Source organism: Streptomyces griseicoloratus (assembly GCF_014534645.1).
GTDB classification, from domain to species: domain Bacteria; phylum Actinomycetota; class Actinomycetes; order Streptomycetales; family Streptomycetaceae; genus Streptomyces; species Streptomyces griseicoloratus.
Genome location: NZ_JACVQF010000186.1, coordinates 18,562 through 44,190, shown reverse-complemented (window position 1 = coordinate 44,190; position 25,629 = coordinate 18,562). Strand labels below are relative to the sequence as shown.

Below are 25,629 nucleotides of genomic sequence, written 5' to 3'. Positions count from 1 at the left end.
CCCCGCTTGCTGACCGCCCTCGTCTTCGTGCCCGCGGCCGTCGCGCTGCCGCTGTTCGCCCTGCCCCGCCGTACGCCGGCGTCCGTCGTGCGGTGGGTGTGGGTCGTGGTCTGCGCGTTCGAACTCGCCCTGGTCGTCACCCTGTGGGCGGGCTACGAAACCACGGGCGGCCTGCAGTACGAGCAGCGCGCCCGGTGGATCCCCGGCGCCGGAGTTGGCTATCACGTCGGCGTCGACGGGCTGTCGCTGCCGCTGCTCGCGCTCACCTGCCTGCTCTTCCTGGCCTGCGCGCTGTACTCGCTGCGGGAGACCCGCCGGGTGCGCGAGCTCGCCGCGCTGTTCCTCTTCCTGGAGACGACGTGCCTGGGCCTCTTCGCGGCCCTGGACCTGATCCTCTTCTTCGTCTTCTTCGACCTGTCCATCGTGGCGATGTACTTCGTCATCGCCGGATGGGGCCACCGGCAGGCGGGGCGCGCCGCGCTGAAGTTCTTCCTGTACACCTTCACCGGCTCGCTCGCCCTGCTGCTGGGCTTCATCGGTCTGTACCTCGCGGCGGCGCCGCACACCTTCGACATGGTCGAGCTGACCGAACGCAACCCGCTCGCCGGCCGCGCCGCGTACGGCGCCGTCGTCCTGCTCGCCATCGGGGTGGGGCTGGCGGTCAAGACGCCGACGGTGCCCTTCCACACCTGGCTGCCGCCGGCGCACGTGGAGGCGCCGGCGGCGGGCTCGGCGATCCTCGCGGGGGTGCTGCTGAAGATGGGCACGTACGGATTCCTCCGCATCGCCATGCCGATGCTGCCCGGGAGCTGGCGCCGCTGGGCGCTCGCCCTGGTCGTCGTCGGCGTCCTCTCCGTGCTGCACGGTGCCCTCGTCGCCCTCGCCCAGACGGACCTCAAGCGGATGGTGGCGTACACCTCCGTGAACCACATGGGCTACGTGGTCGTCGCCGTCGGCGCGGCCGCCGCCACGGCCGGCACCTCCGCACAGGCCCGGTCCCTGGCCGTCACGGGAGCGGTGACGCAGATGGTCAGTCACGGGCTGCTGACGGGGGCGCTGTTCCTGCTCTGCGGGGTGCTGTACGAGCGCGGACGGACGTACGACATGGCGTCCTACTCCGGGGTCGCCGCCGTGGCGCCGGTGTTCGCCGCGCTGACCGGCGTGGCGGCCTTCGCCTCGCTCGGACTGCCGGGCTTCTCGGGCTTCGTCGCCGAGTTCCAGATCTTCACCGGCAGCCTCGGGCCGCGTCCCGTGGCGACGTCCCTCGCGGTGCTCGGCATCCTCCTCACGGCGGGGCTGTTCCTGCGGGCGCTGCGCCAGGTCCTCATGGGTCCGCTGCGTCTTCCGGACGGCCCCGGCACACCGCGCGCCTTCCCGGACATCCGCGCCCACGAGGCCCTCGCGGTCGTACCGCTGCTCGGCATGGCGGTGGTGCTGGGAGTGGCGCCGCGCTTCCTGCTGGACGTCGTCGAACCGGCCTCCCGCACCGTGCTGGAGCTGCTCGCCCGATGACCGGGGCGCACGAGAACCCGCTCGGCCTGCTGCCGGAGGTGCTGCTCGCCGGGTCCGCCGTGCTCGGGCTGCTGCTCGGCTCCTGGCTGCCGCGGGCCCGGCAGTGGGCCGTGGGCGCGCTGGCGCTCGCGGCCTGCGCCGCGGGGGTCGCCGCCGCGTCCGTGGCCGCGGCCGGGCCGGTCACGACGGTCTTCGGCGGGGCCTTCGCCCTCGACCCCGTGACCGCCGCGTCGCGGATCGTGATCCTGGCAGGCACGCTCGCCGTCCTCGGCCTCTCGTTCCCGGCGCTGCGCGGGGACGCGCGGGAGAGCGAGTACTACGTCCTGGTACAGCTGGCCGCGCTCGGCGCGCTGATGACGGCCGGCGCCCAGGACCTGCTGCTGCTCGCCGCCGGGTACCTGCTGGCCGGTATCCCGGCCTACGCCCTGGTGGGATTCCGCAAGGACGGTCCCGGCACCGAGGGCGCACTGAAGTACTACGTGCTCGGCGCGCTGCTGGGCGTCCTCATACTGACCGGCATCGTGATCCTGTACGCGGCGGGCGGCGCGACCTCCTACCGGGTCCTGGGTGAGGCGTTCCGCGACGCTCCCGCCGCGCTGGTCGCGGCCGGCGCGGCCGGGCTGCTGGCGGGCCTGCTGTTCAAGGCCGGCGGCGTACCGGCGCACTTCTGGGTGCCGGACGCCGTCCAGGGCGGCGCCCCGCCGGTGGCGGCGCTCCTGACGACGCTGCCGAAGACCGGCGCCCTGGCCGCGCTGTTCCGCCTCGGCGGCCAGGTCTTCGCGGACGCCGCGCTGCCGTGGTCCGCTCTTGTCGCCGTCCTCGCCGCCGCGTCGATGACGCTCGGCAATCTGGGCGCGTTCTTCCAGCAGGACGTCAAGCGGCTGCTGGCCTACTCGACGATCAGTCAGGTCGGCTACCTGCTGATGCCGGTGGCCGTCGCGGGGCGCTCGGACCTCGCCCGGCAGGCCCTGCTGTACTACCTCGCCGCGTACGCGGTGACCAACCTCGGTGCCTTCGCCGTCGTCTGCGCGCTCCCCCGCGCCCGCGGTCTCGACGACTGCCGGGGGCTGGCCGGGCGACGTCCGCTGCTGGCCGCGTGCCTCGTCGTCTGTCTGCTGGGGCTCGTCGGCACGCCGCCCACGGCGGTCTTCCTCGGCAAGCTGGAGGCGTTCGGCGCCGCGCTCGACGGCGGGTACGCGTGGCTCGCCGTGCTGGCCGCCGTGAACACGGTGGCCTCCCTGTTCTACTACCTGCGCTGGATCGTGCCCGCGGTCTCCTCCAGCGGCCCCGCGTCGCGGTCCCCGGACGGCGGCTCCCGTACGGCGCGTGCCGTGGCGTACGCGGCGACGGCGGTCTCACTCGGTCTGGGTGTGGCGGGCGGACCGGTGCTCGACGCCGTGGCGTCACCGGCCGGCCGGTGACGGACCCCGCGGCGCTCGGGCCGCCAGGTGGCCACCAGAGCCGCGGCGAGGAGCAGTTCGGCGATGTCCCCGGCGTAGTACATGATCTCTGCTCCCTGCCGTACCTGTGCGGCGGGCGCGTGGACGCCGACGAGGAAGCCGCCGTACATCGCCTGGGCGATCAGGGCGTGGGCGGCGATGGCGACGCCGAGGCAGACCAGCCGGGCCGGTACGCCGGGCCGCGCGGGCGCGGGGTCCGGCCCGGCGACGGCGTGGGCGAACAGGCACCCGGACACCAGGAAGTGGGCGTTCATCAGCCAGTGCCCGGCGGGGTGGCCCATGGCCGCGTTCAGCAGCGGGGTGGAGTAGAGCACCCCCAGGGACCCCGTGCTCAGCGCGAGCGCCACGGCGGGGTGGCCGGCCAGGCGCGCGGGGCGGCTGTGCAGCAGTGCCGTCGTCCGGCGCGCCCGGGCCGGCGGCAGTACGCGGAGCAGCAGGGTGACCGGCGCCGCCAGTACCAGCGCGAGCGGGGCGTACATGCCGACGAGCATGTGCTGCGCCATGTGTCCCCGGAAGTCGGTGTGCGCGGCCGGCCCGACCGGCGGCAGCAGGGCGAGGGCCAGCACGGCCAGTCCGAGGAGGAACGACGCCGACCGCCAGTCGCTCCAGCCCCGGACGGGGTTGCGGCGGCGGGCCCGGCGTACGGCCAGCAGATAGGCCGCGGCCGCGGCGGTCAGCACCAGCACCGTGAGCACCGCCGCCAGGGAGCCGCCGCTTCCGGTGCCGTCGTGGTGCCCGGGGTGGACGGCGTCCATCAGACGGCGCCCCGGGGAGCGCCGGGGTCGACGGGCCGGCCGCCGCGCTGCAGCAGGTAACCGCCCGCCAGCAGCAGCGCGCCGAGGACGAGGAACCCGGCGTCCCACCATGCCTGGTGCGGGCCGCCGTGGACGTGGTGGATGCCCAGGATCTGGTGGTCCAGAAGGCCTTCGACGAGGTTGAACAGACCCCAGCCGGCCAGGACCCAGCCCCAGAGCACCCGTGAGCGCCACACCGCCCGCCGGTTGTGCGTGACCCGTGAGTACAGCACGGCCAGACCCACCAGGACGGCGATCCAGCACACGGCGTGGAAGATGCCGTCCCAGACGGTGTTCATCTCCAGCCCGGAGACGGTCCGCGGGCTGTAGTACTTCACGCCGATGCGGTCGTGGTCGGTGCTGGTGAGCATGTGGTGCCACTGCAGGAGCTGGTGGAGCAGGATGCCGTCGACGAACCCGCCGAGCCCCACACCGAGGAGGATGCCGGGCAGCCGGATACTGACCGGCGGCGTCGGGGCCGTCCGGGCGTCGCCCGCCGTGGTGGCCATCACCTGTGTTCTCCGTCCCGTCGACCGTGCTCGGATCTTCCGGACACGGTTTCCCGCTCCGCCCGCCCCGGTCACCCGTCCGCCCGTGCGTTCCGCCGTTTCACCCACACCGGGCCGCGTCGGGCGTGTCTCGTATGATGGCGCGGTGATCACCGGCGGCGTGGCCCGGACACGTGCCACGGGCGCGTGGGCACGACCGGCCCCGGTCGTGAGGAGGGCCGATGGACACTGAGCAGCGGGACGACGCGGACGCCGATTTCGAGAGGTTCTGGCAGGAGCGCCGGGTGTGCTTCCTGTCCACACCGCGTCCCGACGGGAGCCCGCACCTGGTGCCGGTCGGTGTGACGTACGACCACGCCACCCGCACGGCGCGGGTGATCACGAGCCGCGACACCGCGAAGGTCCGCAACGTCGAGCGGGCGGACCGGCCCGTCGTCGCCGTGAGCCAGGTGGACGGCCGCCGCTGGTCCACCCTGGAGGGGACCGCGACCGTGCGGGACGACGCGGACGCCGTCCGCGACGCGGAGGCCCGCTACGCCGCACGCTACCGGCAGCCGCGGGCGAACCCGGCGCGCGTCGTGATCGAGATCAGCGTGCGGCGCTTCCTCGGCACCGTGCGGCCCCGCCCGGACGTCCCCGGAGCCGGCGGCCGGTGACCTCGCGTCCCGCGCCGGGCCCGCCCGGCCGGGCGCCCCGCCTCAGGTGCGGGCGTAGCCCGTCAGCGGCGGGGTGCGCAGGGCTATGACCGCCATGTCGTCGTGGCCGTCGCTGGGATGGTTCTCGGCCAGGGCCCGGCACAGTTCCTCCGGAGTCCGTCCGGCGTACCGCGCGGCGGTGACGGCCAGCGCGTCCAGTCCGCGGTCCAGCGGCTGGCCGGGGATCTCCACCAGGCCGTCGGTGTAGAGGACGACCGTGCTGTCCACCGGTACCGCCTGGCTGTGGTCGGGCCGGGGCAGGTCCACGGCCACGCCGACGGGGACCCCGGGCTCGGTGTGCAGGTAGCGGACCCGCCCGTCGGGCAGCAGCAGGAGCGGCGGCGGGTGCCCGGCACTGGACCAGTGCAGCTGCCAGGCTCCGTCGGCCGGTTCCAGACGGGCCAGCAGGGCGGTGGCGAGGGGGGCCTCGTCCACGACCTGCAGGATGCGGTCGAGCCGGGCCAGGGAGGTGCTGGGCGGCACGGCCGGGTCGTATGACAGGGTCCGCAGCATGTTGCGGAGCTGCGCCATGTCGGCCGCGGCCCGCAGGTCGTGGCCCACCACGTCGCCGATGACGACCGCGCACGCCCCGTCGGGCAGCAGCATCGCGTCGTACCAGTCACCGCCCACGGCGGCGGGGGCGCTCGCCGGGCGGTAGGCCGCCCCGGCGGCGAAGGGTCTCAGGTCCGGCAGCCGGGGCAGCAGCAGCCGCTGGAACTGTTCGGCGCTGTTGCGGACCTGCTGGTAGAGGCGGGCGTTCTCGATCGCCACGCCGGCGGTGCCGGCGAGTGCGCGGACCACGCCCTCGTCGTGCCGGTCGAAGGGCTGCCCGTCCTCGCGCTCGGAGAGGTAGAGGTTGCCGTAGATCCGGCCGCGTACGCTGATGGCGACGCCGAGCAGGGTCCGCATGGGCGGGTGGCCGGGCGGGAAGCCGGCCGACTCCGGATGGCGGGCGATGTCCTTGACCCGCAGCGGCTCCGGGTGGTGGATCAGGTGTCCGAGCAGACCCCGTCCGCGGGGCAGTTCCACACCCTCCAGCGCCGCGAGCTCCCTCGCGGTGAGTCCCAGGGGGATGAACTCCTCCAGGAACCTGCCGTCCTCGTCGAGCACGCCCATGGCGCCGTAGCGGGCGCCCACCAGGTCCATGGCGGTGCGGACGATACGGCGCAGCACCGCGGGCAGCTCCAGTTCGCCGGTGATGTTCACCACCGCCTGGAGCAGCTCCTGGAGCGTGCTCTGGGCACGGGCCAGTGCGTGCAGCTGCTCGCCGATGCGGTTCAGATCGGAGCTGAGCGGCAGGTCGAGCAGTGACATGTACGGCTCCTCGGGCTGCCGGGCGTCACCCGTGCCCCGCGGCTCCAGCCAGTCCTCCGCCATCACCACCGCCTCACTTCCGCTGTCAGCTCCGGGTGCCCCTGTTGCACGACGCGCATGCGGGCGGGGCGCACGGGCCGGTGCGGCCGCCCACGGCGCATGCACCGTGCCACGCTTCCTCCCGCCCCGCGACCGGTGACACGCCCCGCACCCCGACGACCCGGCTTACCGATCCCGCATCAAAAGGCCGTGTATGCGACGGAATTCGTACTTCATAATCGGAGATACGACTCGTTAGCATTCCTGGCACGCAGCTCCGCTCCGAAATCCGCAGATCGATGTGGGGGTCTCGCATGGCCAGGTTCAGCGATCACGAGCTCGGTATGGGACGGAAGATCACGCGCCGGGACTTCCTGGACGGGGTGGCCGTCACCACCGTCGCCGCGGCCGCGGCGACGGCCCTTCCCGGCGCCGCGCACGCACACGCCCCGGGCCACGGGCAGGGCAGACCCCCGGTGCCCTACCCGCCCACCGGGACCGGTCTGCGCGGGCAGCAGCCCGGGGCGTACGAGGTGGCACACGCCGTACGGGACGGGGACTTCGCACCGGGGCACATCGTCGACACGCACGAGTCCTACGACCTCGTGGTGGTCGGCGGCGGCCTCAGCGGCCTGGCCGCGGCGTACCTGTACCGCAAGCACGCCGGCCCGCGGGCACGCGTCCTCGTCCTGGACGCCCTGGACGACTTCGGCGGTCACGCGCGGCGCAACGAGTTCCACGTCGGCCGGACGATGCTGCTGTCCAACGGCGGCACCGTCAACATCGACACCCCCAGCACCTGGTCGCGCGAGGCCCGCGACCTGCTGACCGAAGACCTCGGGGTGGACCTGAAGGCACTGGAGGCCACCGTCAAGGACGACGCCTACGCGCGGTACTCGCTGCGCGGCGGCACCCTGTTCAACTCCGAGCGCTGGGGCGAGGACCGGCTGGTGATCCGGGAGCCGGGCGAGTCCTGGGCGTCGTACGTCACCAGGCTCCCCCTGTCCGAGGAGAGCCGGGCGGCGCTGGTGCGGCTGTACGCCTCCGCCGGGGACCACTACCCCGGGCTGACGGACGCCCAGAAGAAGGAGATCCTGGCCCGCACCCCCTACGAGACCTATCTGCGCGAGAAGATCGGCCTGGACGACGACGCCCTGGAGATCGTCAGGCGCGGGACCAACGGGCTGTGGGGCGTCGACGTCGACCGAGTGGCCGCGGCCGACGCCTGGGCGACCGGGCAGCCGGGCTTCGACGGTCTGGGACTCGCCCACACGCCGTGGCCGGGAGCGGGCGCCACCCCGCTGATGCACCTGGCGGCGACCGAGGAGGACGGCAACTTCTACTTCCCCGAGGGCAACGCCTCGCTGGCCAGGCTGCTGGTCAGCAGGCTCGTCCCGCACGCCTTCGACGTGCGCGGGCCCGACTGGCGGGAGATCGTCACCGCGAAGGCGGACTACTCCCGCCTCGACCACCCGGGCAACCGCGTCCGCATCCGGCTGTCCAGCACGGCCTTCCAGGTCCGCAACGACGGCCCGCACGGCGCGGTGGTCGACTACTCCCGGGACGGCCGCAGCCACCGCGTGCGCGCGAAGGGCGTGGTGATGGCCTGCTGGAACTCCGTCACCTCCTACGTCGTCCCGGAACTGCCGGCCGACCAGGCCGCCGCGATGCGGTACGGCGTGAAGGTGCCCCTGGTGTACGCGCGGGTGGCGCTGCGGGACTGGCAGCCCTTCGCCAGGGCGCGTGTCTCCCGGGTGAGCACCCCGTCGATGTTCTTCTCCGGATTCGGCCTGCCGACGGTCACCGAGATCGGCGACTTCAGCATGCCGCACCGCCCCGAGCTGCCCACCGTCGTGTCCCTGTCGGCCACCCCGAACTCCCCGGGCCTGGTCTGCCGCGAGCAGCACAAGGCGGGGCGGCGCACCCTGATCCGCATGGCCTTCGAGGACTTCGAACGCGAGATCCGCGACTCCATGGCCCGCTCCCTGGGCGCGTACGGCTTCGACCCGGGCCGCGGCATCACCGCCATCACCGTCAACCGCTGGGCGCACGGCTACGCCTACGAGTACAACTCCCTCGACGACCCGGCGCTGTTCCTGCCCGAGCCGCAGCGGCCGTACGTGAAGGCGCGCCGCCCGGTCGGCAGGATCGCGATCGCCAACTCGGACGCCGAGGCCTTCGGTTACACGCACGCCGCCTTCGACGCGGCCCACCGGGCGGTGGCGCACCTGCTGTGATCCGGGCGTCGCCCGGCTGCCGGCCACGACGCCCGGCTAGCATCCGGCCTACGCACCATGCGAACGGCGATCCGGACGACACGGGGGGGGCGACGTGAAGTACGCCGATGGACCGACCGTGACCTGCGAGGTCCACATCCGGGCCGATCGGGCGAGGGTCTGGGCCCTGGTGACCGACATCCACCTGCCCGCCCGGCTGAGTCCCGAACTGCAGCGGGTGGAATGGATCGACGGCGCGGCCGGGCCGGCCGTGGGTGCGGCCTTCGCCGGGTACAACCGCCATCCCCTGCTCGGCGAGTGGCGGACCGTCTCCCGCGTGGTGGAACTGCACGAGCCCCGGGTGTTCGGCTGGGTCGTCCTGGACCAGGACGGCAGGTTCGCCGGGTCCGGGCCGGCCCCGGACGAGCCCATGGCCACCTGGCGTTTCGAGTTGGAGCCCGATGTCTCGGGTACACGTCTGAGGCAGTCGGTGCGCGTGGGGCCCGGGCGTTCCGGGGTCAGCCTGGCCATCGACCGGATGCCCGACCGCGAGGAGGAGGTGGTCGCCCACCGCCTCGGGGAGCTCCGCGCGAACATCGACGCGTCGCTGCGCGGGATGAAGGATCTCGCGGAGGCGGACGGCCGGCCTGCTCCGGGGAATACGTGAGGGACCGGGAGCAGGCCGGCGTCACCGGACCGGAGTCCGCCGGCGGCCGACCGTCCGGCGCGGGCCCGCCGTGCGCTGCGAGGTTCGTGCGCACCGGGAGGTGAGTGCCGGGGGGATGGCGGTTACCCGGGTCGGGGACGAACGGAGCGAATCATGGTGCGCAAGAAGATGGAAGGCGACGAAGAGCAGCGCCGCGCGGCGGCCCACGAGGCCCGACGGGCAGGTGAGTCTCCCAGCGCCCGGAGCGGGACGACCGGGGCGTCGAAGCAGCGCACGCATCTGACCGGTCACGACACCCACGAGGAGCGGATGGGAACGGTCCACCGGGGCAAGCAGCAGTGGCCCGCCGCGGGCGCGGGCGAACAGGAGGTGACGGGCAGGCCCACGCAGGAGGCCGGGCGGACCTTCACGGGGCGCGGCCGCCCCGGCTACGGCGCCGAGCACGAGCAGGTCTTCGTCGCGCTGAGCGAGACGCAGGCGCGCCACGACGGCGAGGCCGTCGACCTGGACGAGATCGCCCGGACCGCCGGGCTGCCGGCGGAGGAGACCCGTGACCTGCTGCACGACCTGACGCAGGTCCACCGCCTGGTCACCGAACTCTCCGGGTCGGACCGACCGGACATGGGGCCGCGCTTCCAGGTCAAGCCCCGGCTGTGAGCCCGCCGGCGACGAGGGAGCGAGCCGTGCGATTCCGCGACCGTCGGCAGGCCGGGCAGGAGCTGGCCGCCAGACTGCTGGAGTGGGCGGGCAGCGGTGATCTCACCGGCGTGACCGTGCTGGCGCTGCCGCGCGGCGGTGTCCCGGTCGGGGCGGAGATCGCCCGGGCGCTGAAGGTGCCCCTGGACGTCCTGGTCGTCCGCAAGATCGGCGTGCCCGGGGCTCCGGAGGTGGGTATCGGGGCGATCGCCGGGGACGATCCGCCGGTCTTCGACCGCATCGGGCTGGAAGCCATGCACCTCTCGGAGGACAAGCTGGGCCCCGACGTGGCCCGCGAGCGCACCGAGTTGCACCGGCGCGAGCGGGTCTACCGAGGGGGGCGACCCGCCGTGGACGTGCGCGGCCACAGCGTCGTGCTCGTGGACGACGGCCTGGCCACGGGCGTCACCGCCCGCGCGGCCCTGCGGCATCTGCGGCGCCGCGACCCGCAGCGGCTCACCCTGGCCACGCCCGTGTGCAGCCCCGCGACGGCCGCTGCGCTGCGGGGCGAGGCCGACGACATCATCTGCCTGCACCAGCCCAAACGCCTGCGGTCCGTGGGCGAGTGGTACGCCGACTTCCACCAGGTCTCCGACGAGGAGGTACTGCAGGCCCTGCGGGAACTGCATCCGACGGTCTGACGGCGGCGTCACCGGGGCCGGACCGGACGGCCGGACTCACCCGCCGGCGGGGCCGGAGCCGTGCCCCGTCCTTTCGGCCAGGTCCCGCACGGGCCCGCACCACGCGTCCGGGGCCGGCCACACGAAGGTGTGGGCTCCCGGCACCTCGGTGTACGTCCCGTCGGACACCAGCGTGGTGAGCCCGCGGCCCCACTCGGCCGTGCTGATCCGGTCCTCGCTGCCTCGGATCACGAGCAGGGGCACCCGCAGCCGGGTCACGGACTCCTCCAGGTCGTCGGCCACGTGGACGCGGGCCATGTGGACCATGCGCCGCAGCCCGGCCCGCTTCCACTCCGGGCGGTGGGACTCCGACAGGCCGGAGGGTTCCCGGCGGGAGTCCAGCCGCCAGCGCAGCAGCAGCCGGGGCAGACTGCGGGCGGCGGGGTCGACCGTGGGACTCGCCAGCACCAGCGCCACGACTCCGGGGGCGTCCAGGGCCGCCCGCGCGGCGATCTGGGTGCCACTGGAGTGGCCCAGCAGGACCACGGGCGAGGGGCACCGCTCCCGCAGCCACTCGGCTACGCAACGGCCGTACTCGGGCACGTCCAGCTCGTGCGGCGGCTCCCCGCTGCCCGCGAGGCCGGGCAGCTCCAGCAGGTGGGCGCGTGTCCAGCGGCCGAGCGCCGCGAGTGCGGGCAGGAGGTAGTCGGAGACGCCCATTCCCTGGACCAGCACGGCTTCGGGCAGGGGCGGCCGTGCCCGGCCCACCGCGCGGCTGCGCATGCGCCCGAACTCCCCTTCGTAGAAGGAGATGTCGGTGCCCTCGGGGAACGGCGGTGCCGGCGCACCGGCCGGCGGTCGAGCCGTCCGTCGTCGCGCTGCCACTCGGCGCCTCCTCCGGTCGGCCCCTCGCTCGCGGGCCTCCGGGTTCCCGTGGACCCCGGCGCTCACACCTGTGACGGGCAGGGCCGGGTCGCGGGCGGGCGCCGGATCAGTGGGCCGCGGCGACGCCGGACAGTTCGTTCGTGCTCTTCGGCAGGGTCACGGACGTGACCTTCTGGCCGAGTTGGTCACCGACGGAGTGACGGTCGTCCAGGCCACCCACGACCTCGAAGCGGCACGCTCGGCGGACACCTGCCTCCTGCTCCGCGACGGCCACCTGGCGGAGCAGGGGCGTCCCGAACAGGTCCTCAGCACATCGGCACTCGCCCGCCTCTGGGACGCCGCCTGACTTCCGGCAGCCCCCGAGCCGACAGAAGCCGCGATCGCAGTCCCACGCCCCCGCACCCCCTACCCCTGCCACGGCCTCGCCCTGTACGAGGACGACGAACGCACCGTGAGCGACCTGCTGGCCCACCAGGTGGAGTTCGCCGACGTGCTGGTGCTCAACAAGCTGGACCTGGTCGACCGGGCCGACACCGACCGGCTGCGCGGGGTACTGACCCGCCTGAACCCCGAGGCCCGCCTGGTGACCGCGGGTGCACGGCCGTGTCGACGCCCGCGACATCCTGCAGAGGGGCCGCTTCGACCTGGAACGCGCGCAGCAGGCGCCGGGCTGGGTGCGGGAGCTGAACGGCGACCACGTCCCGGAGACCGAGGAGTACGGCATCTCCTCACTGGTCTTCCGGTCCGCCTCCCCGTTCCGTCCCGGACGCCTGTGGGACTTCGTCACCGGGGACCTGGACAGCGGCCGGCACGGGCGGGTCCTGCGCTCCAAGAGAGCTGGTGTTCATCGGCGTCGGCCTGCGGGCGGCGGGGCTGCGCGACGCCCTCTCGCGCTGTCTCATGGCCGAAGGCGAAGCCGCGCCCGCGACCGACCCGTTCCCCGCCTGGGACACCGGGGACGTCTGCGACCACGAGCACGTTGCTCCGGCCCCCTAGGGACGAGGCGGCGCCGTCGACGCGCGGGGTACCAGCGAGGGTGTCGCCACGGGCCGGAACGGGACGTCGCCACCCGCGATCACGTCGAACAGCAGCCGTGCCACCTGCGCGCCGAACGCGTGCACGTCGTGGCTCATGGCCGACAGCGTCGGATGGGTCAGCCGGCACAGCTGGGAGTCGTCCCAGGCCAGCAGGGACAGGTCGTCCGGCACGGTGAGGCCCATCTCGGCGGCGACGCCCAGGCCGGCGACCGCCATGATGTCGTTGTCGTAGACGATCGCCGTGGGCCGGTCGGGCGCCAGCAGCAGCGACCGTGTCGCACGGGCGCCGTCCTCCCCGGAGAAGCCGGTTTCCAGGTGCAGGCCGCCGTCGAGGCCGAGCTGCGCCGTCGTCTCCTCGAACGCGGCCGAGCGGATGGCGCTGTGGCCGAGCCCCGCCGGGCCGCCCACCCGGGCGATGCGCCGGTGCCCGAGGGCCGCCAGGTAGCGCACCGCCTCGGCGACGGCCGTGGCGTCGTCGGTCCACACCGAGGGGAAACCACCGGTGAGGGAGGGGTGGCCGACCGCCACGGCGGGAAGTCCGAGCCTGCGCAGCGGGGCGATGCGCGGGTCCTCCCGGTGGAAGTCGACCAGGACGGAGCCGCCGACCTGGCGCTCCCGCCACCACCGCTCCTGGAGGTGGATCTCCTCCTCCAGGCTGCCCACCAGGCGCAGCAGGAGTGAGCAGGACCGTTCGGTGAGGATGCTTTCGATGCCGGAGACGAACTCCATGTAGAACGGTTCCAGACCGAGCAGCCGCGCGGGCCGGCAGATGGCCAGCCCGATGGCGTCCACCGACTGCCGGGACAGGCTGCGCGCCGAGGAGTTCGGCGCCCAGCCCAGCTGCCGGGCCACGGCGAAGATCCGTTCCCGGGTGGCCTCGGACACGCCGGGCTTCTGGTTGAACGCCAGCGACACCGCGCCCTTGGACACCCCGGCGGCCGCGGCGACGTCCTTGATGGTGACGCGCTCGGTGGACGCGCTCACGCCGGCTCCACGCAGAAGAGGGCCGCGCGCACGGCGGTGGCGCCGGTCTCGGCCGCGCCCCGGATCCCCAGCCGGACGCTCTCGCCGGGCAGCAGGGTGCGCAGGCCGGTGTCGCAGGCAGCGTGCGGGCCGAGCCGGTCGGCCTGCAGGAGCAGGTCTCGTATGAGGGTGTGTGCTGTCACCACGACGTCGAGGTTACCTTCAGTGGCTCCCCCGGGAGCCGCTCCTCGGGGCCCTCCTCGACGAGGGTCACGTCCAGGTCGTACAGCGGCTGGTCGCCGTATCCGCGCGGCCACCACGGCGCGCACCGCGAGCGCGCGGCCGGCGCCCTGTTCGGTGCGCTCGACGTCGACGTGCGCCTCCACCCCGTCCCGTGCCGCCGGCGACCGTCACCAGCGGGCGCACCCCGGCCAGCCGGGCCGTCGACCAGCGCTCCGGCCGGACGGGACGCCACATCCCGGCGGTCGCCGGCGTCGGGCCCCCGGGGTGGGCGTTGGGCCGGTCACCGGTCCGCGACCGCACGGACTCCGGCTCCTCGTACGCCGAGGCGAACTCGACGTACAGCCCGCCGTGGCGGCCGGTGAAGACCAGGTCGACGCGCTCGTGCGCGCCCGTGGCCGTGTCCTCGGGGTCCAGCGCGCGGCTGTACGTCCACGCACGGCGGCCCATCCACTGCACGTCGCGCTCGTTCGGACCGGCGTGAGGGTCGGGGATCAGCCCGGCGGCGAGCAGATCGGTGTGGACGCAGCCGGGCACCCGGGCGGGCAGCAGGGCCCCGCCGTGCTCACCGAAGCACGGTGTCACTCGGGAGCCGGCCCCGTCGATCCCCGGGGCACGAAGTGCGCGGCCGGCGACCAGCGGTCCTGGGCGGGGCGGCCGTCGATGCAGTCGAGGGCCGCCTCGGCGACCAGGACGCCGTAGCGGTGGACGTCCACTGTCATGGTGGTCAGCGGCGGGGAGGCCAGCCGGCACAGGGTGGAGTCGTCCCAGGCGATGAGGGAGAGGTCGCCGGGCACCGCGAGGCCCAGTTCCTTGGCCGCGCTCAGTCCGGCGACGGCCATCACGTCGTTGTCGTACAGGATCGCCGTGGGCCGCTGGTCACGGCCGAGCAGTTCGGCGGTGAGCCGCTGCCCGGCCTCCGCCGAGTAGTCGCCGTCGACGACCAGCAGCTCGATGCCCGCCTCCTTGCACGCCTCCTCCTGTGCGCGCAGGCGTGCCCCGGTGTGCAGCAGCGACGGGGGGCCTCCGACCCGGGCGATCCTGCGGTGTCCCAGTTCCATGAGGCGGGCCAGGGCGTCGCGCACGGGCTTGCCGTCGTCGGTGCGGACGACCGGCATCCCCGGATCGCCCTCCCAGGTGCCGACGAGGACCGCCGGCAGGCCGAGTTCGCGCAGCACCTGCGGCCTGCGGTCGCCCTCGGTGAGGTTGACCACCGCGACCGCGTCGACCAGGCGGCCCTCGGCCCATCGGCGGTATGCGGCGATCTCCTCCTCGTGCGTGGTGACGACGTGGAGGAGCACCGACATGTCCCGCGCGACCAGGCTCTCCTCCATCCCGGCGATGAACTCCATGAAGAAGGGTTCCACCCCGAGCAGGCGGGTCGAGCTGGCGAGGACGAGGCCCAGGGCTCCCGGACCCGTGCGAGCACGGGAGGCGGGGTTCATTCGGTCTCCGGCAGGGCGTGGCAGAGGCTGTTCACCGAGCGCAGTACGGGGGCGGAGGTCAGGACGTCCGGGTCGATGACGCGGTCGGTGCGGACGTGGAAGGAGTGGGTCTCGCCGGGCAGCAGGGTGACCAGCATGTCGTCCACGACGGCGTCGGGGGCGGCCCGGTCGGCGAGTACGGCGATGTCGCGGGCGAAGGAGCGGGCGCGGACGTCGACCCGGTATCCGCCCGGCACGGCGTGCGCCTCGGCGCTCAGCGCGTCGGGCCGGTAGGCGAGGTCCCGGTCCTCGCAGAAGGTGTGGACGGCGCGCACGTCCTTCGAGGACGCCACGAGCACCTCCTGCCTGACATCGTCCGGGGTGAGCAGTGCGTCGTCCGGTTCGATGAGCACGACCGAACGGGGCGCCGCCTGGATGTCGACTTTAGCATCGGCGAGAACCGCTCCCTGGAGCGTCCGGCGCTCCAGCGTCAGGTGCCCGGTCCAGGGTTCACCGGTGTCGTTGACGACGGCGAGGGCGAGCCGGCCCGCCCGGGGCTGGAAGGTGAGCAGGCGCGGGGCGTAGGCGTCGCGCAGCGCGTACCACAGGGGCTTGGGGCGCTCGTCGCCGTCCACCGCGGCCCAGGAGGTGACCGGCCAGCAGTCGTTGAGCTGCCACACCAGGGTGCCGGCGGTCCGCGGCCACCAGGAGCGGAAGTGCTCGACGCCGAAGGCCACGGCCCGGGCCTGGTTGAGCTGGGTGGCCCAGTGCCAGTCCTCGAAGCTGCGCGGGGCGGGCAGGTGCGGCTCGAGGCCGCGGTCCAGCTTGGCGTTGCCGTCCTCCGCCTTCTGGTGGAGCAGGAAGGCGGGCGAGGTGGCGCCGAGCGGTTCGTCGTGGATCCAGCGGGTGAGCGTGGCCCAGGTGGGCGGCCCCTGGAATCCGAACTCCGAGCAGAAGCGGGGCGTGTGGTCGCGGTAGGCGGTGTAGTCGAGCCGGTTCCACACCTCCCATTCGTGGCGGGTGCCGTGGTCCTGGTCGTTGGGGTGGATGCCGCCGACCGGGGCACCGGGGGTGTACGGGCTGCCGTCGGCGTAGGGCGTGGTGGGGTCCAGCTCGGCGACGATCCGGGGCAGCAGTTCGGTGTAGTAGCCCAGTCCCCAGGTGCGGCCGGCCAGTTGCTCGGGCCAGCCCCAGTCGGCGAAACCCCACAGGTTCTCGTTGCCGCCGTTCCACAGGGCCAGGCTCGGGTGGCCGGCCAGCCGTGCGACGTTCTCCCGGGCCTCGGCCTCGATCTCGCCGCGCAACGGCTCCTCCTCGGGGTAGGAGGCGCAGGCGAACGGGAAGTCCTGCCAGACCAGCATGCCGCGCTCGTCGCAGACCTCGTAGAAGTCGTCGGTCTCGTAGATGCCGCCGCCCCAGACGCGCAGCATGTTCATGTGGGCGCCCAGTGCCTGGTCGACGCGGCGCTCCAGGCGCTCGCGGGTGATCCGGGTCAGGAAGTGGTCGTCGGGGATCCAGTTGGCTCCCTTGGCGAAGATCCGCGTGCCGTTGACGACGAAGGTGAAGGGGGTCCCGGTCTCGTCGGGCGTGGTGTCGACGGTGACGGTGCGGAAGCCAACCCGGCGGTGGAAGCGGTCCAGCTCCGCGTCGTCAGGTCCGGGTCCGGTGAGGACCACCTCCAGGTCGTACAGCGGCTGTTCGCCGTATCCCGCGGGCCACCACAGCCGTGCGTCGGGCACCGTGAGCCGCAGTACGGCGGTGGTGGCGCCCGCGGCGAGCACGGTCCGGGCGCTCGATCCCGCGATCCGCGCGGACAGTTCCACGGCGGGCTCGTCCACCGCGCCCGCGACACGGGTGCGTGCGATGTCCGCGTGGACCTCGACCACACCGCTGCCGTCCGGGGCCACGCTCACCAGCGGGCGCACCCGGGACAGCCGCGCGGTGCGCCGGCGCTCCAGCCGCACCGGCTTCCAGATCCCGGCGGTCTGCAGGTCGGGGCCCCAGTCCCAGCCGAAGCTGCAGGCCATCTTGCGCACCATGTTGAACGGGTGCGGGTAGACGTGCTCGCGGCGGCCCAGCACCGCCTCCGTCTCCTCGGCGTACTCCAGTGCCGAGCGGAGGTCGACGACGAGCTCGTTGGGGCCGTCGGCGAGGTGGTCACGCACGTCGAAGCGGTAGGAGCGGTGCATGTTGGCGGTGGTGCCCAGCACGTGGCCGTTGAGGGTCACCGTCGCCACCGTGTCCAGCCCGTCGAAGACCAGGTCGACCAGCTCGTCCGGCGCCGCGGCGGGCGCGTCGAAGGCGAGCCGGTACCGCCAGTCGGTGCGGTGCATCCAGGTCAGTTCCTCCTCGCCCCGGTCGAGGTAGGGGTCGGGTATCAGCCCGGCGGCCATCAGATCCAGGTGCGCACTGCTCGGAACCACGGCACGTATCTCACGTCCCCTGATGGTCTCGGGGACCGGCCCGCGGGTGGTGCTCAGCAGCCAGCCCTCGTGCAGGGGCGTCTGTGCCATGTTCACTCCTGTCGGATCCAGGCGATCCGGGGCGAGTCCGTCTGCACCGGACCCCTGTTGTTCCCCGGCGGAAGCGCCTACGATTCTTACGTCGGCAAATTAAGTAAGTCAACGGGTGGTCATCCCGCTCCCCTCGAGAAAGCCTCCACGTGACAACTGACTCGCTTCTCCCCCCGCACGGCCTGGTTCTCCTGCGTGCCTCGGGTACCTCGCTCGTCCTGGACACCTCCGGCGGCACCCTTCCCCGGGTCCTGCACTGGGGCGCCGATCTCGGTGACCTGTCCGCCGCCGCCCTGGAGGCGCTGCGGCTGTCGTCGCGCCCCCAGCCGATCGGGTTCTCGGTCGACGGGCCGGTCGAGGTGTCCGTGCTGCCCGAGCAGTCCGCGGGCTGGCTCGGCACCCCCGGGCTGGTGGGCAGCCGGGACGGTGCGGACTTCTCGACCGCCTTCCGTGTGGTCCGGGCCGAACTCGCCGAGGACGCGGCCCCGTCCGGTGACCGGCCCGGCCGCCTCCTCGTCCAGGCCCAGGACCCGGCCGCCCGCCTGGACCTGGAACTGGTCGTCGAGCTGACCCCGGCGGGACTGGTGCGCCAGCGCGCGACCGTGACCAACCGCGGCAGCACCCCGTTCGCGGTGGACGCGGTCAACCTGACCCTGCCGGTCCCCGCCGCGGCCGCCGAACTGCTCGACTTCACGGGGCACCACCTGCGCGAACGCAGCCCTCAGCGGACGGCGTTCACCCAGGGCCTGCGCCTGCGCGAGAACCGCACCGGCCGCACCGGCTACGACTCGGCCTATCTGCTGGCCGCCGGCACCAGAGGCTTCGGCAACCGCGGCGGCGAGGTGTGGGCGGTGCACACCGCATGGTCGGGCAATCACCGCACCTTCGCCGAGCGCACCTTCCACTCCGTGTCGCTGCTCGGCTCCGGTGAACTCCTGCTCTCCGGCGAGGTGCTGCTCGGCCCGGACGAAAGCTACCGCACGCCCTGGCAGTACGGGTCCTACGGCCGCGGTCTGGACGAGGTGTCCGCCCGCTTCCACCGCCATCTGCGCGCCCGGGCGCACCATCCGCGCTCACCGCGGCCGGTGGTCGTCAACACCTGGGAGGCGGTCTACTTCGACCACGACCTCAAGCGTCTGCGGCACCTGGCGGACGCCGCCGCCGCGGTGGGCGCCGAGCGGTTCGTGCTGGACGACGGCTGGTTCGGCGCGCGCCGCGACGACCGGCGGGGGCTCGGCGACTGGTACGTCTCCCCCGAGGTCTGGCCCCAGGGCCTCGGCCCCCTGATCGACCATGTCACCGCGCTGGGCCTGCAGTTCGGGCTCTGGGTGGAACCCGAGATGATCAACGAGGACTCCGAGCTGGCCCGCGCCCATCCGGACTGGATCATGGCGACCGGCGGCCGGCTGCCCGGCGCCGCCCGCCACCAGCAGGTCCTCGACCTGGCGCGCCCCGAGGCGTACACGTACATCCTGGAACGCCTGGACGACCTGCTGTCCGCGTACCCGATCGCGTACCTGAAGTGGGACCACAACCGGGACCTGGTGGAGGCGGGCCACCAGCCGGGCGGCCGGGCCGGGGTGCACGACCAGACGGCGGCGGTCTACCGCCTGCTGGACGACCTGCGCGCCCGCCACCCCGGCGTCGAGATCGAGTCGTGCTCCTCCGGCGGTGGCCGGGTGGACCTGGGCATCCTGGAACGGACCGACCGGGTGTGGGTGTCGGACTGCATCGACGCGCTGGAGAGGCAGCAGATCCAGCGGTGGACCAACGCCCTCGTCCCGCTGGAGCTGATGGGCACGCACGTCGGCTCCCCGGTGTCGCACACGACCGGGCGCACCCATCCCCTCGACTTCCGTGCCGGAACCGCGCTGTTCGGCCACTTCGGCATCGAGTGGGACCTGACGTCCGCCGACCCGGCCGACCTGGAGCGGCTGGCCGAGTGGGTGGCCCTGTACAAGGAGCTGCGCCCGCTGCTGCACTCGGGCACCGCGGTGCACGGCGACCATCCCGACCCGGCCTACTCGGTCCACGGGGTGGTCGCCGAGGACCGGTCCGACGCGGTCTACGCCCTCGTGGCCACCGGTACGTCCGAGCTGTACCCCACCGGACCGGTCCGGCTGCCCGGCCTGGACCCGCACGCCGTCTACCGGGTGCGCCCGCAGGCCCCCGGCGACGTACCGGACGGCAACGCCCACCACTGGGGGGCGCACCTGCCGTGGTGGACGCCGCAGGGCGTCGACCTTCCCGGTTCCGTGCTCGCGCAGGCGGGGGTGCAGGCGCCTGTGCTGTACCCGGAGCGGATGGTCCTGCTGCGGGCGACGCGGCGGTAGCGCGTGGCCCGCAGGGGGCCGGCGGTCGGCCCGTCGGCCCCCGGTGGCCGGGCTTGCGCGGGGCTCACGCCGCCGCGGCGTCGGTGCCCTCGGCGTCGACGTCGATCCAGCGCCCGGCGAAGTGGTCGTAGGTGAGGTGGTCGCGGTCGGAGGCCGTCTCCGGTTCGGGCTCCGCCGAGCCGAGGCGGCCGCGCAGCTCGGGGTCGGGGGCGGCGGCGGCCAGCAGCTGTGTGTACGGGTGCCGCGGGCCGAGGATGACGTCGTCGGCCGGGCCCCGCTCGACGACCCGGCCGCGGTTCATCACCAGGATGTCGTCGGAGAAGTGCCGTGCGGTGGCCAGGTCGTGGGTGATGTAGAGGACGGCGAGGTCGTCCTCCCGCTGGAGCCTGGCCAGCAGGTTGAGCACGCCGAGGCGGCTGGAGACGTCCAGCATGGACACGGGCTCGTCGGCGACGACGACCTGTGCCCCCGGGGCGAGGGCACGGGCGATGGCCACCCGCTGGCGCTGGCCGCCGGACAGTTCGTGCGGGCGCCGGTCCATGACCGCGGCGGCCGGCAGGCTGACCCGCTCCAGGAGCTGCGCCACCCGCTCGCGGGTCTCGTCGCGGCCGCGGCTGCGCCCGTGCAGCAGCAGGGGCCGGGCGATGTGGTGCTCGACGGAGTGGAACGGGTTGAGCGAGGCGAACGGGTCCTGGAACACCATCTGCACGTGGTCCCGGTAGCGCGGGTCCTCGACCCGCCGCCCGGCGGAGTCGACGGCCGTGATGGCGCCGGAGGTCGGCTTCTCCAGCCGGGCGATCATCCGGGCGACGGTGGACTTGCCGGAGCCGGAGGCGCCGACCAGTGCGACGGTCCGGCCCGGCACCAGGGTGAACCCGACCCGGTGCACGGCCCGCAGCCTGGAGCGGCGCAGTCCGGAGCGGAGCGTGAAGTCCTTGACCAGGTCGCGTACTTCGAGCGTGGTCATCGCGCGTCCTCTTCTCCGGGTGCGTCGGAACGGGCGGCCGCACCGGTGCGCAGGAAGGCGCCGCGGTCGCCGGTGAGGCTGGGGAAGGAGTCCAGCAGGGTGCGGGTGTAGGGGTGCCGGGGCCGCCGGTGGATCGTCTCGGCGGTGTCGTACTCGACGATCTCGCCGCGCAGCATCACGGCGATGCGGTCGCTGAGCTCCAGCAGCAGCGGCAGGTCGTGGGTGATGAAGACGACGGCGAAGCCGAGCCGGTCGCGCAGGCGCAGGATCTCGCGCAGGATGCCGCGCTGGACGAGCACGTCGAGCGCGGTGGTCGGCTCGTCCATGATCATGACCTGCGGGTCGAGCAGCAGGGCCATGGCGATCATCACGCGCTGCCGCATGCCGCCGGACAGCTCGTGCGGGAAGGAGTGCATCCGGCGGGGCTCGACGCCGACGAGCCGCAGCACCTCGGCGCAGCGCTCCCGCCGCTCCTGCCTGGACATGCCGGGGCGGTGGGTGGTGAGGACGTCCTCCAGCTGGGCCCGTACGGAGATCACCGGATTGAGCGCGCTCATCGCGCCCTGGAAGACCATGGAGAGCTTGGCCCAGCGGAACCGGCGCAGTTCCTCGTCGCGCAGTGCCAGCAGGTCGAGGTCGCCGCCGTCCCGGTCGTGGAAGGTGACGGAGCCGGAGGTGACCTCGGCGGGCCATTCGTGCAGCCGGTTGACCGCGTACGCCAGGGTGCTCTTGCCGCAGCCGGACTCGCCCGCGAGGCCCAGGATCTCGCCCCGGTTGAGGGTCAGTGAGACGTCCTTGACGGCGTGGACGGGTGGGTCGGTCCGATACACGACGTTGAGGTCGCGGACGGTCAGCACCGCCTCGGGCGGGGTGTTCCCGGCGGCCGGCCGTGCGGCAGCCGGTGCGATGTCGTTCGTCATGCGGCGGTGCTCCTCGTGACGCGCTCGGTGTCCCGGCCGGCCTTGGCCGCGGCCCTGCGCCTGCGGCCCGCCTCGCGCAGCCGCGGGTTGATGATCTCGTCGAGGCTGAAGTTGATCAGTGCGAGTCCGCAGCCGAAGGCCGCGATGACCACGCCGGGCGGTGCGAACCACCACCACGCCTCGCGCTGGAGGGCGAAACCGTTCTGTGCGAAGTACAGCATCGTCCCCAGCGTCGAGGAGTTGGAGGCGCCGAGGCCCAGGAAGGACAGGCCGGCCTCGTTGAGGATGGCGGCGATCACCGAGAAGACGAACTGCGAGGCGAGCAGGGGCAGCAGGTTGGGGAGGATCTCGACGCAGATCACGCGCCAGGGCTTCTCCCCGGCCACCCGGGCCGCGGCGACGTAGTCGCGGCCCCGCAGCGACAGGGTCTGGGCCCGCAGCACGCGCGCCGCCGCGGCCCAGCCGGTGATCGCCAGGACGACGGCGATGGTCCATGAGCCACGCTGGTCGGCGGGGACGAAGCCGGAGATGACGATCACCAGGGGCAGTCCCGGAATGACCAGCATGACGTTGGAGAACAGCGAGAACGCCTCGTCGGCGAAGCCGCCCGCGTAGCCGCCGATGATGCCGAACAGCGCGGACAGGGCGGTGGCCATCACGCCGACCAGCAGCCCGATCTGCAGTGAGCCGCGGGTGGCGTGGACCAGCTGGGCGAGGACGTCCTGCCCGGTCTGGGTGGTGCCGAGCAGGTGCTCACCGCTGGGCGGGGTCAGGCCGATGTTCCGGATGGTGTCCGGGTCCCCGGTGAACAGCGGGCCGATCAGGCCGAACAGCGCGATCGCCACGACCAGGCCGAGGCCGATGCCCAGCTTGGGCGACCAGGTGGGCAGCAGAGCCCGCCGGCCGCCGCGCCGGCGGGCGGTGGGCGGCAGGGCCGCCGTGCCGTCTCCGGTGCCCGGAGGTGACTCCTCAAGGGCCCGGTCCGGCGGGATGACACTGGTCACGGGAGTGGGTTCCTTCCTGGTCAGTGGCTCGTTCGGGTGCGGGGGTCGATCACGCCGTACAGCAGGTCCACCAGCAGGTTGGCGCCGAGGACCGCCACGGTGATGACCAGGAAGATCCCCTGCATCAGGGCGTAGTCGTTGTTCTGCACGGCCTGCAGCAGCCGGGTGCCGACGCCGGGATAGGAGAAGACCTGCTCGGTGACGACCGAGCCGGACACGACGAAGCCGAGCGAGGTGGCGAAGCCGGCGATGGAGGGCAGCGCCGCGTTGCGCGCCGCGTAGCGGACCATGATGCGCCGGTTGCGCAGTCCCTTGGCGCGGGCGGTGAGCATGTAGTCCTCGGAGATCGTGGAGACCATCATGTTGCGCATCCCGAGCAGCCAGCCGCCGACGGAGGAGATCACGATGGTCAGCGCGGGCAGCGTGCCGTGGTAGACGGCGGAGGAGATGAACTCCCGGTTCCAGCCCAGCTGCAGGGCCACGTCGTAGCCGCCGAGCAGCGGGAACCAGTGCAGGGTGGACGACAGCAGTGCGGCCAGCACCAGCGCCAGCCAGAAGTAGGGCACCGCGGCCAGCACGGTGGTGGCGGGGACCACGGAGTCCAGCCAGGATCCGCGCCGCCAGCCCACCACCGTGCCGAGCAGCAGGCCCAGGGCGAAGGAGATCAGGGTCGCCATGCCCACCAGCACGATGGTCCACGGCAGCGACTGGCCGATCACCTCGGACACCCGGGCCGGATAGGCGCTCACCGAGACTCCGAAGTCACCGCGCAGGACGTTCCCCAGGTAGGAGACGTACTGCTGGAACAGCGACTCGCTGCGGTCCGCGCCGAGCAGCAGCTCGTACGCCTTGCGGGCCGCCGGGTCCACCGTTCCGCCGCGCTGCTGGAGCTTCGCCATCAGGGTGTCGACCGGATTGCCCGGCATCATCCTGGGGATGAAGAAGTTCAGCGTGAGGGCGGCCCAGAGGGCGACGAGATAGAAACCGATCTTGCGGGCGAAGTACGTCATCCGATGCCGCCGATCACCTTGGGCTCTTGGGTGCGCATGTGCTGTCCGGGCCTCACTCGCCGGCGGGCTTCAGGTTCAGGTAGATCTGCGAGTTGTCGGGGCGGCCCCACACCGCGGGGAAGGCGTAGAGGTTGTCCTGGGTGGGCCAGCCGGTGAACTTCCTGGCGTTGAACTCGCTCGTGGTGCCGCCGGTGAGCATCGGGATGTACGGCATCGACTCCTCGATCCGGGTCTGGATCGTGTCGTAGTACGGCTGCCGGGCCGCGGTGTCCTCCATGGCGATGCCGGCCAGGGCGGCGAGGGCCTCGTCCACCTTCGGGTCCTTGAAGCGGGCGAAGTTGGGGTTGGCGGTCCGGCCGACGGGTGCGGTGGTCCTGCTGGAGAAGAAGTAGTTGTACAGGTAGTACGGGTCGGGCGCCGGGCCCTGGTACAGCGAGTCCATCAGCAGCTCGTACTGGCCGCGGCCGCGGGCGTCGGACCATTCGTTCCAGGACAGCTGCTGGACGGTGAGCTTGATGCCGGCCTTCTTCAACTGCTCGGCGGCGGTGTTCACGGCGGTGATGTAGTCGGTCCAGCCGGCGACGACCTTGACGGTCAGGGCCAGTTGCCTGCCGCCCTTGGTGTAGATGCCGCCGGACCCCTTGGTCCAGCCGGCGCCCTCCAGCAGTCGCCTGGCGGTGCCGGGCTGCGGCTGCATCGGGGCGACGGGGTCCTTGAGCCTGTCGGAGACCAGCGCCTTGTCGCGGCCGGGCAGGGCGAAGCCGGGGGATATCTCGCTCGCGGTGTTCTCGAAGGCCAGCGCGTTGAGCTGGGTGCGGTCCATCGCGTAGTAGACGGCTTTGCGCACCGCCGGGTCGGTCTGCGGTCCCTTGCAGCCCAGGTCGGCGTTGGAGCAGGTGAACAGGGCCGCCTGGTTCATCGGGACGGTGATGGCCCGGTAGCCGGGGTAGTTCTTCTCGACGTTCTTGATGTCGGGGACGGGGCCGGTCTGCCAGTCGATCTGGCCGGCCTTGAGCGCGTCGGCGCCGGACTGGTTGCCGGACAGCGCGACGTAGCGGATCTTCTTCAGCGCGGGGGCGCCGTCGTAGTAGTCGGGGTTGGCCTCCAGCGTGAAGGCCTGCGGCTTGAACTCGGCCAGTTTGAAGGGGCCGGTGCCCACGGGGTTCTTCATCACGTCCTCGGCGGGTTTGCCGATCTTCGCCCAGAGGTGCTTGGGGACGATCCAGAACTTGCCGAGGATCTGCGGGCCCTCACTGAACGAGGGCTTGTCGAAGGTGATCTTCACGTGGGTGTCGTCGACCGCCGTCGTCTTCCCGGTGAACCCGGTGCTGTTCATGGTCGGGTTGTCGCGGACCATGTCGAAGGTGAAGACGACGTCGTCGGCGGTGAACGGGCGGCCGTCGGTCCACTTCACGCCCTGCCGCAGGGTGACGGTGAGCTCGGTGCCCTTGTCGTTCCAGGAGAACTCCGTGCCCAGGCGGGGCTTGGGCTCGTCCTTGCGGGCGACGTTGTAGAAGAACAGCGGCTCGTAGATGGAGCCCGGGCCGTCGATCATCGTCGGCGAGTACGGGTTGAAGTTGATCTGGTAGTCGCCGCTCTGGCCGGTGTAGGCGACCAGCGTGGTGGAGCCGCCGGCACCGCTGCCGCCCCCGTCGGCGGTGCATCCCGACGCGGCGAGGCCGATGGCCGCCACCCCCACGACACAGGCATTGCGGAACCTGATCTGATATCTGGACATACGACCCACTCTCCTGGGGAGGTCCATATCGGACGGCCGGGGCCACGCTCCCTGGGAGGGCCGGGCCACGCAC

The 25,629-nt window shown here is 73.0% G+C and carries 20 protein-coding genes and 4 pseudogenes; 10 read left to right on the top strand and 14 right to left on the bottom strand.

What is annotated here, in order from left to right:
- Positions 1-6 precede the first annotated feature (6 nt).
- Together H0H10_RS13115 and H0H10_RS13110 are read left to right on the top strand one after the other, a co-directional pair.
- The gene (locus tag H0H10_RS13115) at positions 7-1,512 is read left to right on the top strand and encodes a complex I subunit 4 family protein (protein WP_188181100.1); all 1,506 of its coding nucleotides are present in this window, start codon (positions 7-9) and stop codon (positions 1,510-1,512) included.
- Positions 1,509-2,933 (top strand): NADH-quinone oxidoreductase subunit N, encoded by a 1,425-nt coding sequence (locus H0H10_RS13110; RefSeq protein WP_188181099.1) that lies wholly within the window; start codon positions 1,509-1,511, stop codon positions 2,931-2,933. The genes H0H10_RS13115 and H0H10_RS13110 overlap by 4 nt, the downstream gene beginning before the upstream one ends.
- On the opposite strand, the pseudogene H0H10_RS13105 reads toward H0H10_RS13110, so the two are convergent.
- Positions 2,921-3,727: pseudogene (locus tag H0H10_RS13105) on the bottom strand (cytochrome c oxidase assembly protein); the annotation flags it as partial. The gene H0H10_RS13110 and the pseudogene H0H10_RS13105 overlap by 13 nt on opposite strands.
- Entirely contained in the window at positions 3,727-4,275 is a 549-nt protein-coding gene (locus tag H0H10_RS13100) for a DUF2243 domain-containing protein (RefSeq protein ID WP_188181098.1), read from the bottom strand. The pseudogene H0H10_RS13105 and the gene H0H10_RS13100, both read right to left, overlap by 1 nt.
- Before the next feature lie 221 nt (positions 4,276-4,496).
- Between H0H10_RS13100 and H0H10_RS13095 the strand changes: the two genes are divergently transcribed.
- Positions 4,497-4,931: a TIGR03618 family F420-dependent PPOX class oxidoreductase gene (locus tag H0H10_RS13095; RefSeq protein WP_188181097.1), complete on the top strand. Its 435-nt coding sequence runs from the start codon at positions 4,497-4,499 to the stop codon at positions 4,929-4,931.
- A 42-nt stretch (positions 4,932-4,973) separates the two neighbouring features.
- Here the strand turns inward: H0H10_RS13095 and H0H10_RS13090 are convergent, their stop codons facing one another.
- Complete coding sequence (locus H0H10_RS13090) at positions 4,974-6,347, bottom strand: PP2C family protein-serine/threonine phosphatase (RefSeq protein WP_188181096.1); 1,374 nt, start codon at positions 6,345-6,347, stop codon at positions 4,974-4,976.
- Between the two features lie 290 nt (positions 6,348-6,637).
- Between H0H10_RS13090 and H0H10_RS13085 the strand changes: the two genes are divergently transcribed.
- The 4 genes from H0H10_RS13085 (at position 6,638) to H0H10_RS13070 (ending at position 10,543) form a co-directional block, all read left to right on the top strand.
- Entirely contained in the window at positions 6,638-8,560 is a 1,923-nt protein-coding gene (locus H0H10_RS13085) for an NAD(P)-binding protein (protein ID WP_188181095.1), read from the top strand.
- A gap of 94 nt (positions 8,561-8,654) precedes the next feature.
- The gene (locus H0H10_RS13080; RefSeq protein WP_188181094.1) at positions 8,655-9,206 is read left to right on the top strand and encodes an SRPBCC family protein; all 552 of its coding nucleotides are present in this window, start codon (positions 8,655-8,657) and stop codon (positions 9,204-9,206) included.
- Between the two features lie 153 nt (positions 9,207-9,359).
- The gene (locus H0H10_RS13075; RefSeq protein ID WP_188181093.1) at positions 9,360-9,863 is read left to right on the top strand and encodes a hypothetical protein; all 504 of its coding nucleotides are present in this window, start codon (positions 9,360-9,362) and stop codon (positions 9,861-9,863) included.
- A 26-nt stretch (positions 9,864-9,889) separates the two neighbouring features.
- The gene (locus tag H0H10_RS13070; RefSeq protein ID WP_188181092.1) at positions 9,890-10,543 is read left to right on the top strand and encodes a phosphoribosyltransferase; all 654 of its coding nucleotides are present in this window, start codon (positions 9,890-9,892) and stop codon (positions 10,541-10,543) included.
- Between the two features lie 36 nt (positions 10,544-10,579).
- Here the strand turns inward: H0H10_RS13070 and H0H10_RS13065 are convergent, their stop codons facing one another.
- Entirely contained in the window at positions 10,580-11,407 is an 828-nt protein-coding gene (locus H0H10_RS13065) for an alpha/beta fold hydrolase (RefSeq protein ID WP_309141782.1), read from the bottom strand.
- Positions 11,408-11,576: 169 nt separating this feature from the next.
- On the opposite strand from H0H10_RS13065, the pseudogene H0H10_RS13060 reads away from it, so the two are divergent.
- A pseudogene (locus H0H10_RS13060) lies at positions 11,577-11,753 on the top strand (ABC transporter ATP-binding protein); the annotation flags it as partial.
- Between the two features lie 72 nt (positions 11,754-11,825).
- Positions 11,826-12,403 (top strand): annotated as a pseudogene (locus tag H0H10_RS13055) (CobW family GTP-binding protein); the annotation flags it as partial.
- Here the strand turns inward: H0H10_RS13055 and H0H10_RS13050 are convergent.
- The 5 genes and pseudogenes from H0H10_RS13050 to H0H10_RS13030 form a co-directional block, all read right to left on the bottom strand.
- The gene (locus H0H10_RS13050; protein WP_188181091.1) at positions 12,400-13,428 is read right to left on the bottom strand and encodes a LacI family DNA-binding transcriptional regulator; all 1,029 of its coding nucleotides are present in this window, start codon (positions 13,426-13,428) and stop codon (positions 12,400-12,402) included. The pseudogene H0H10_RS13055 and the gene H0H10_RS13050 overlap by 4 nt on opposite strands.
- Positions 13,425-13,628 (bottom strand): annotated as a pseudogene (locus H0H10_RS13045) (hypothetical protein); the annotation flags it as partial. The gene H0H10_RS13050 and the pseudogene H0H10_RS13045, both read right to left, overlap by 4 nt.
- A gap of 49 nt (positions 13,629-13,677) precedes the next feature.
- Entirely contained in the window at positions 13,678-14,232 is a 555-nt protein-coding gene (locus tag H0H10_RS13040) for a glycosyl hydrolase 2 galactose-binding domain-containing protein (protein WP_373566833.1), read from the bottom strand.
- Positions 14,229-15,092 (bottom strand): LacI family DNA-binding transcriptional regulator, encoded by an 864-nt coding sequence (locus H0H10_RS13035; protein ID WP_188181089.1) that lies wholly within the window; start codon positions 15,090-15,092, stop codon positions 14,229-14,231. Before H0H10_RS13035 ends, H0H10_RS13040 begins: the two co-directional genes overlap by 4 nt.
- Positions 15,089-17,584 carry a glycoside hydrolase family 2 protein gene (locus H0H10_RS13030; protein ID WP_188181088.1) on the bottom strand — a complete coding sequence of 832 codons (2,496 nt, stop codon included), beginning with the start codon at positions 17,582-17,584 and terminating at the stop codon, positions 15,089-15,091. The genes H0H10_RS13035 and H0H10_RS13030 overlap by 4 nt, the downstream gene beginning before the upstream one ends.
- 149 nt (positions 17,585-17,733) lie before the next feature.
- Here H0H10_RS13030 and H0H10_RS13025 point away from each other — a divergent pair, with 149 nt between their 5' ends.
- A complete protein-coding gene (locus H0H10_RS13025) occupies positions 17,734-19,917 on the top strand; it encodes an alpha-galactosidase (protein ID WP_188181087.1) in 2,184 nt (727 codons plus the stop codon).
- Between the two features lie 64 nt (positions 19,918-19,981).
- On the opposite strand, the gene H0H10_RS13020 is transcribed toward H0H10_RS13025, so the two are convergent.
- Genes H0H10_RS13020 through H0H10_RS13000 form a run of 5 tightly spaced genes read right to left on the bottom strand, consistent with a single transcriptional unit; the run spans position 19,982 to position 25,556 of the window.
- Positions 19,982-20,884 carry an ABC transporter ATP-binding protein gene (locus H0H10_RS13020; RefSeq protein WP_188181086.1) on the bottom strand — a complete coding sequence of 301 codons (903 nt, stop codon included), beginning with the start codon at positions 20,882-20,884 and terminating at the stop codon, positions 19,982-19,984.
- Positions 20,881-21,804 (bottom strand): ABC transporter ATP-binding protein, encoded by a 924-nt coding sequence (locus tag H0H10_RS13015; protein ID WP_188181085.1) that lies wholly within the window; start codon positions 21,802-21,804, stop codon positions 20,881-20,883. Before H0H10_RS13015 ends, H0H10_RS13020 begins: the two co-directional genes overlap by 4 nt.
- Positions 21,801-22,808 (bottom strand): ABC transporter permease, encoded by a 1,008-nt coding sequence (locus H0H10_RS13010; protein ID WP_309141781.1) that lies wholly within the window; start codon positions 22,806-22,808, stop codon positions 21,801-21,803. The genes H0H10_RS13015 and H0H10_RS13010 overlap by 4 nt, the downstream gene beginning before the upstream one ends.
- Before the next feature lie 20 nt (positions 22,809-22,828).
- Entirely contained in the window at positions 22,829-23,818 is a 990-nt protein-coding gene (locus tag H0H10_RS13005; protein ID WP_188181084.1) for an ABC transporter permease, read from the bottom strand.
- 52 nt (positions 23,819-23,870) lie between these two features.
- The gene (locus tag H0H10_RS13000) at positions 23,871-25,556 is read right to left on the bottom strand and encodes an ABC transporter substrate-binding protein (protein ID WP_188181083.1); all 1,686 of its coding nucleotides are present in this window, start codon (positions 25,554-25,556) and stop codon (positions 23,871-23,873) included.
- Positions 25,557-25,629: the final 73 nt, after the last annotated feature.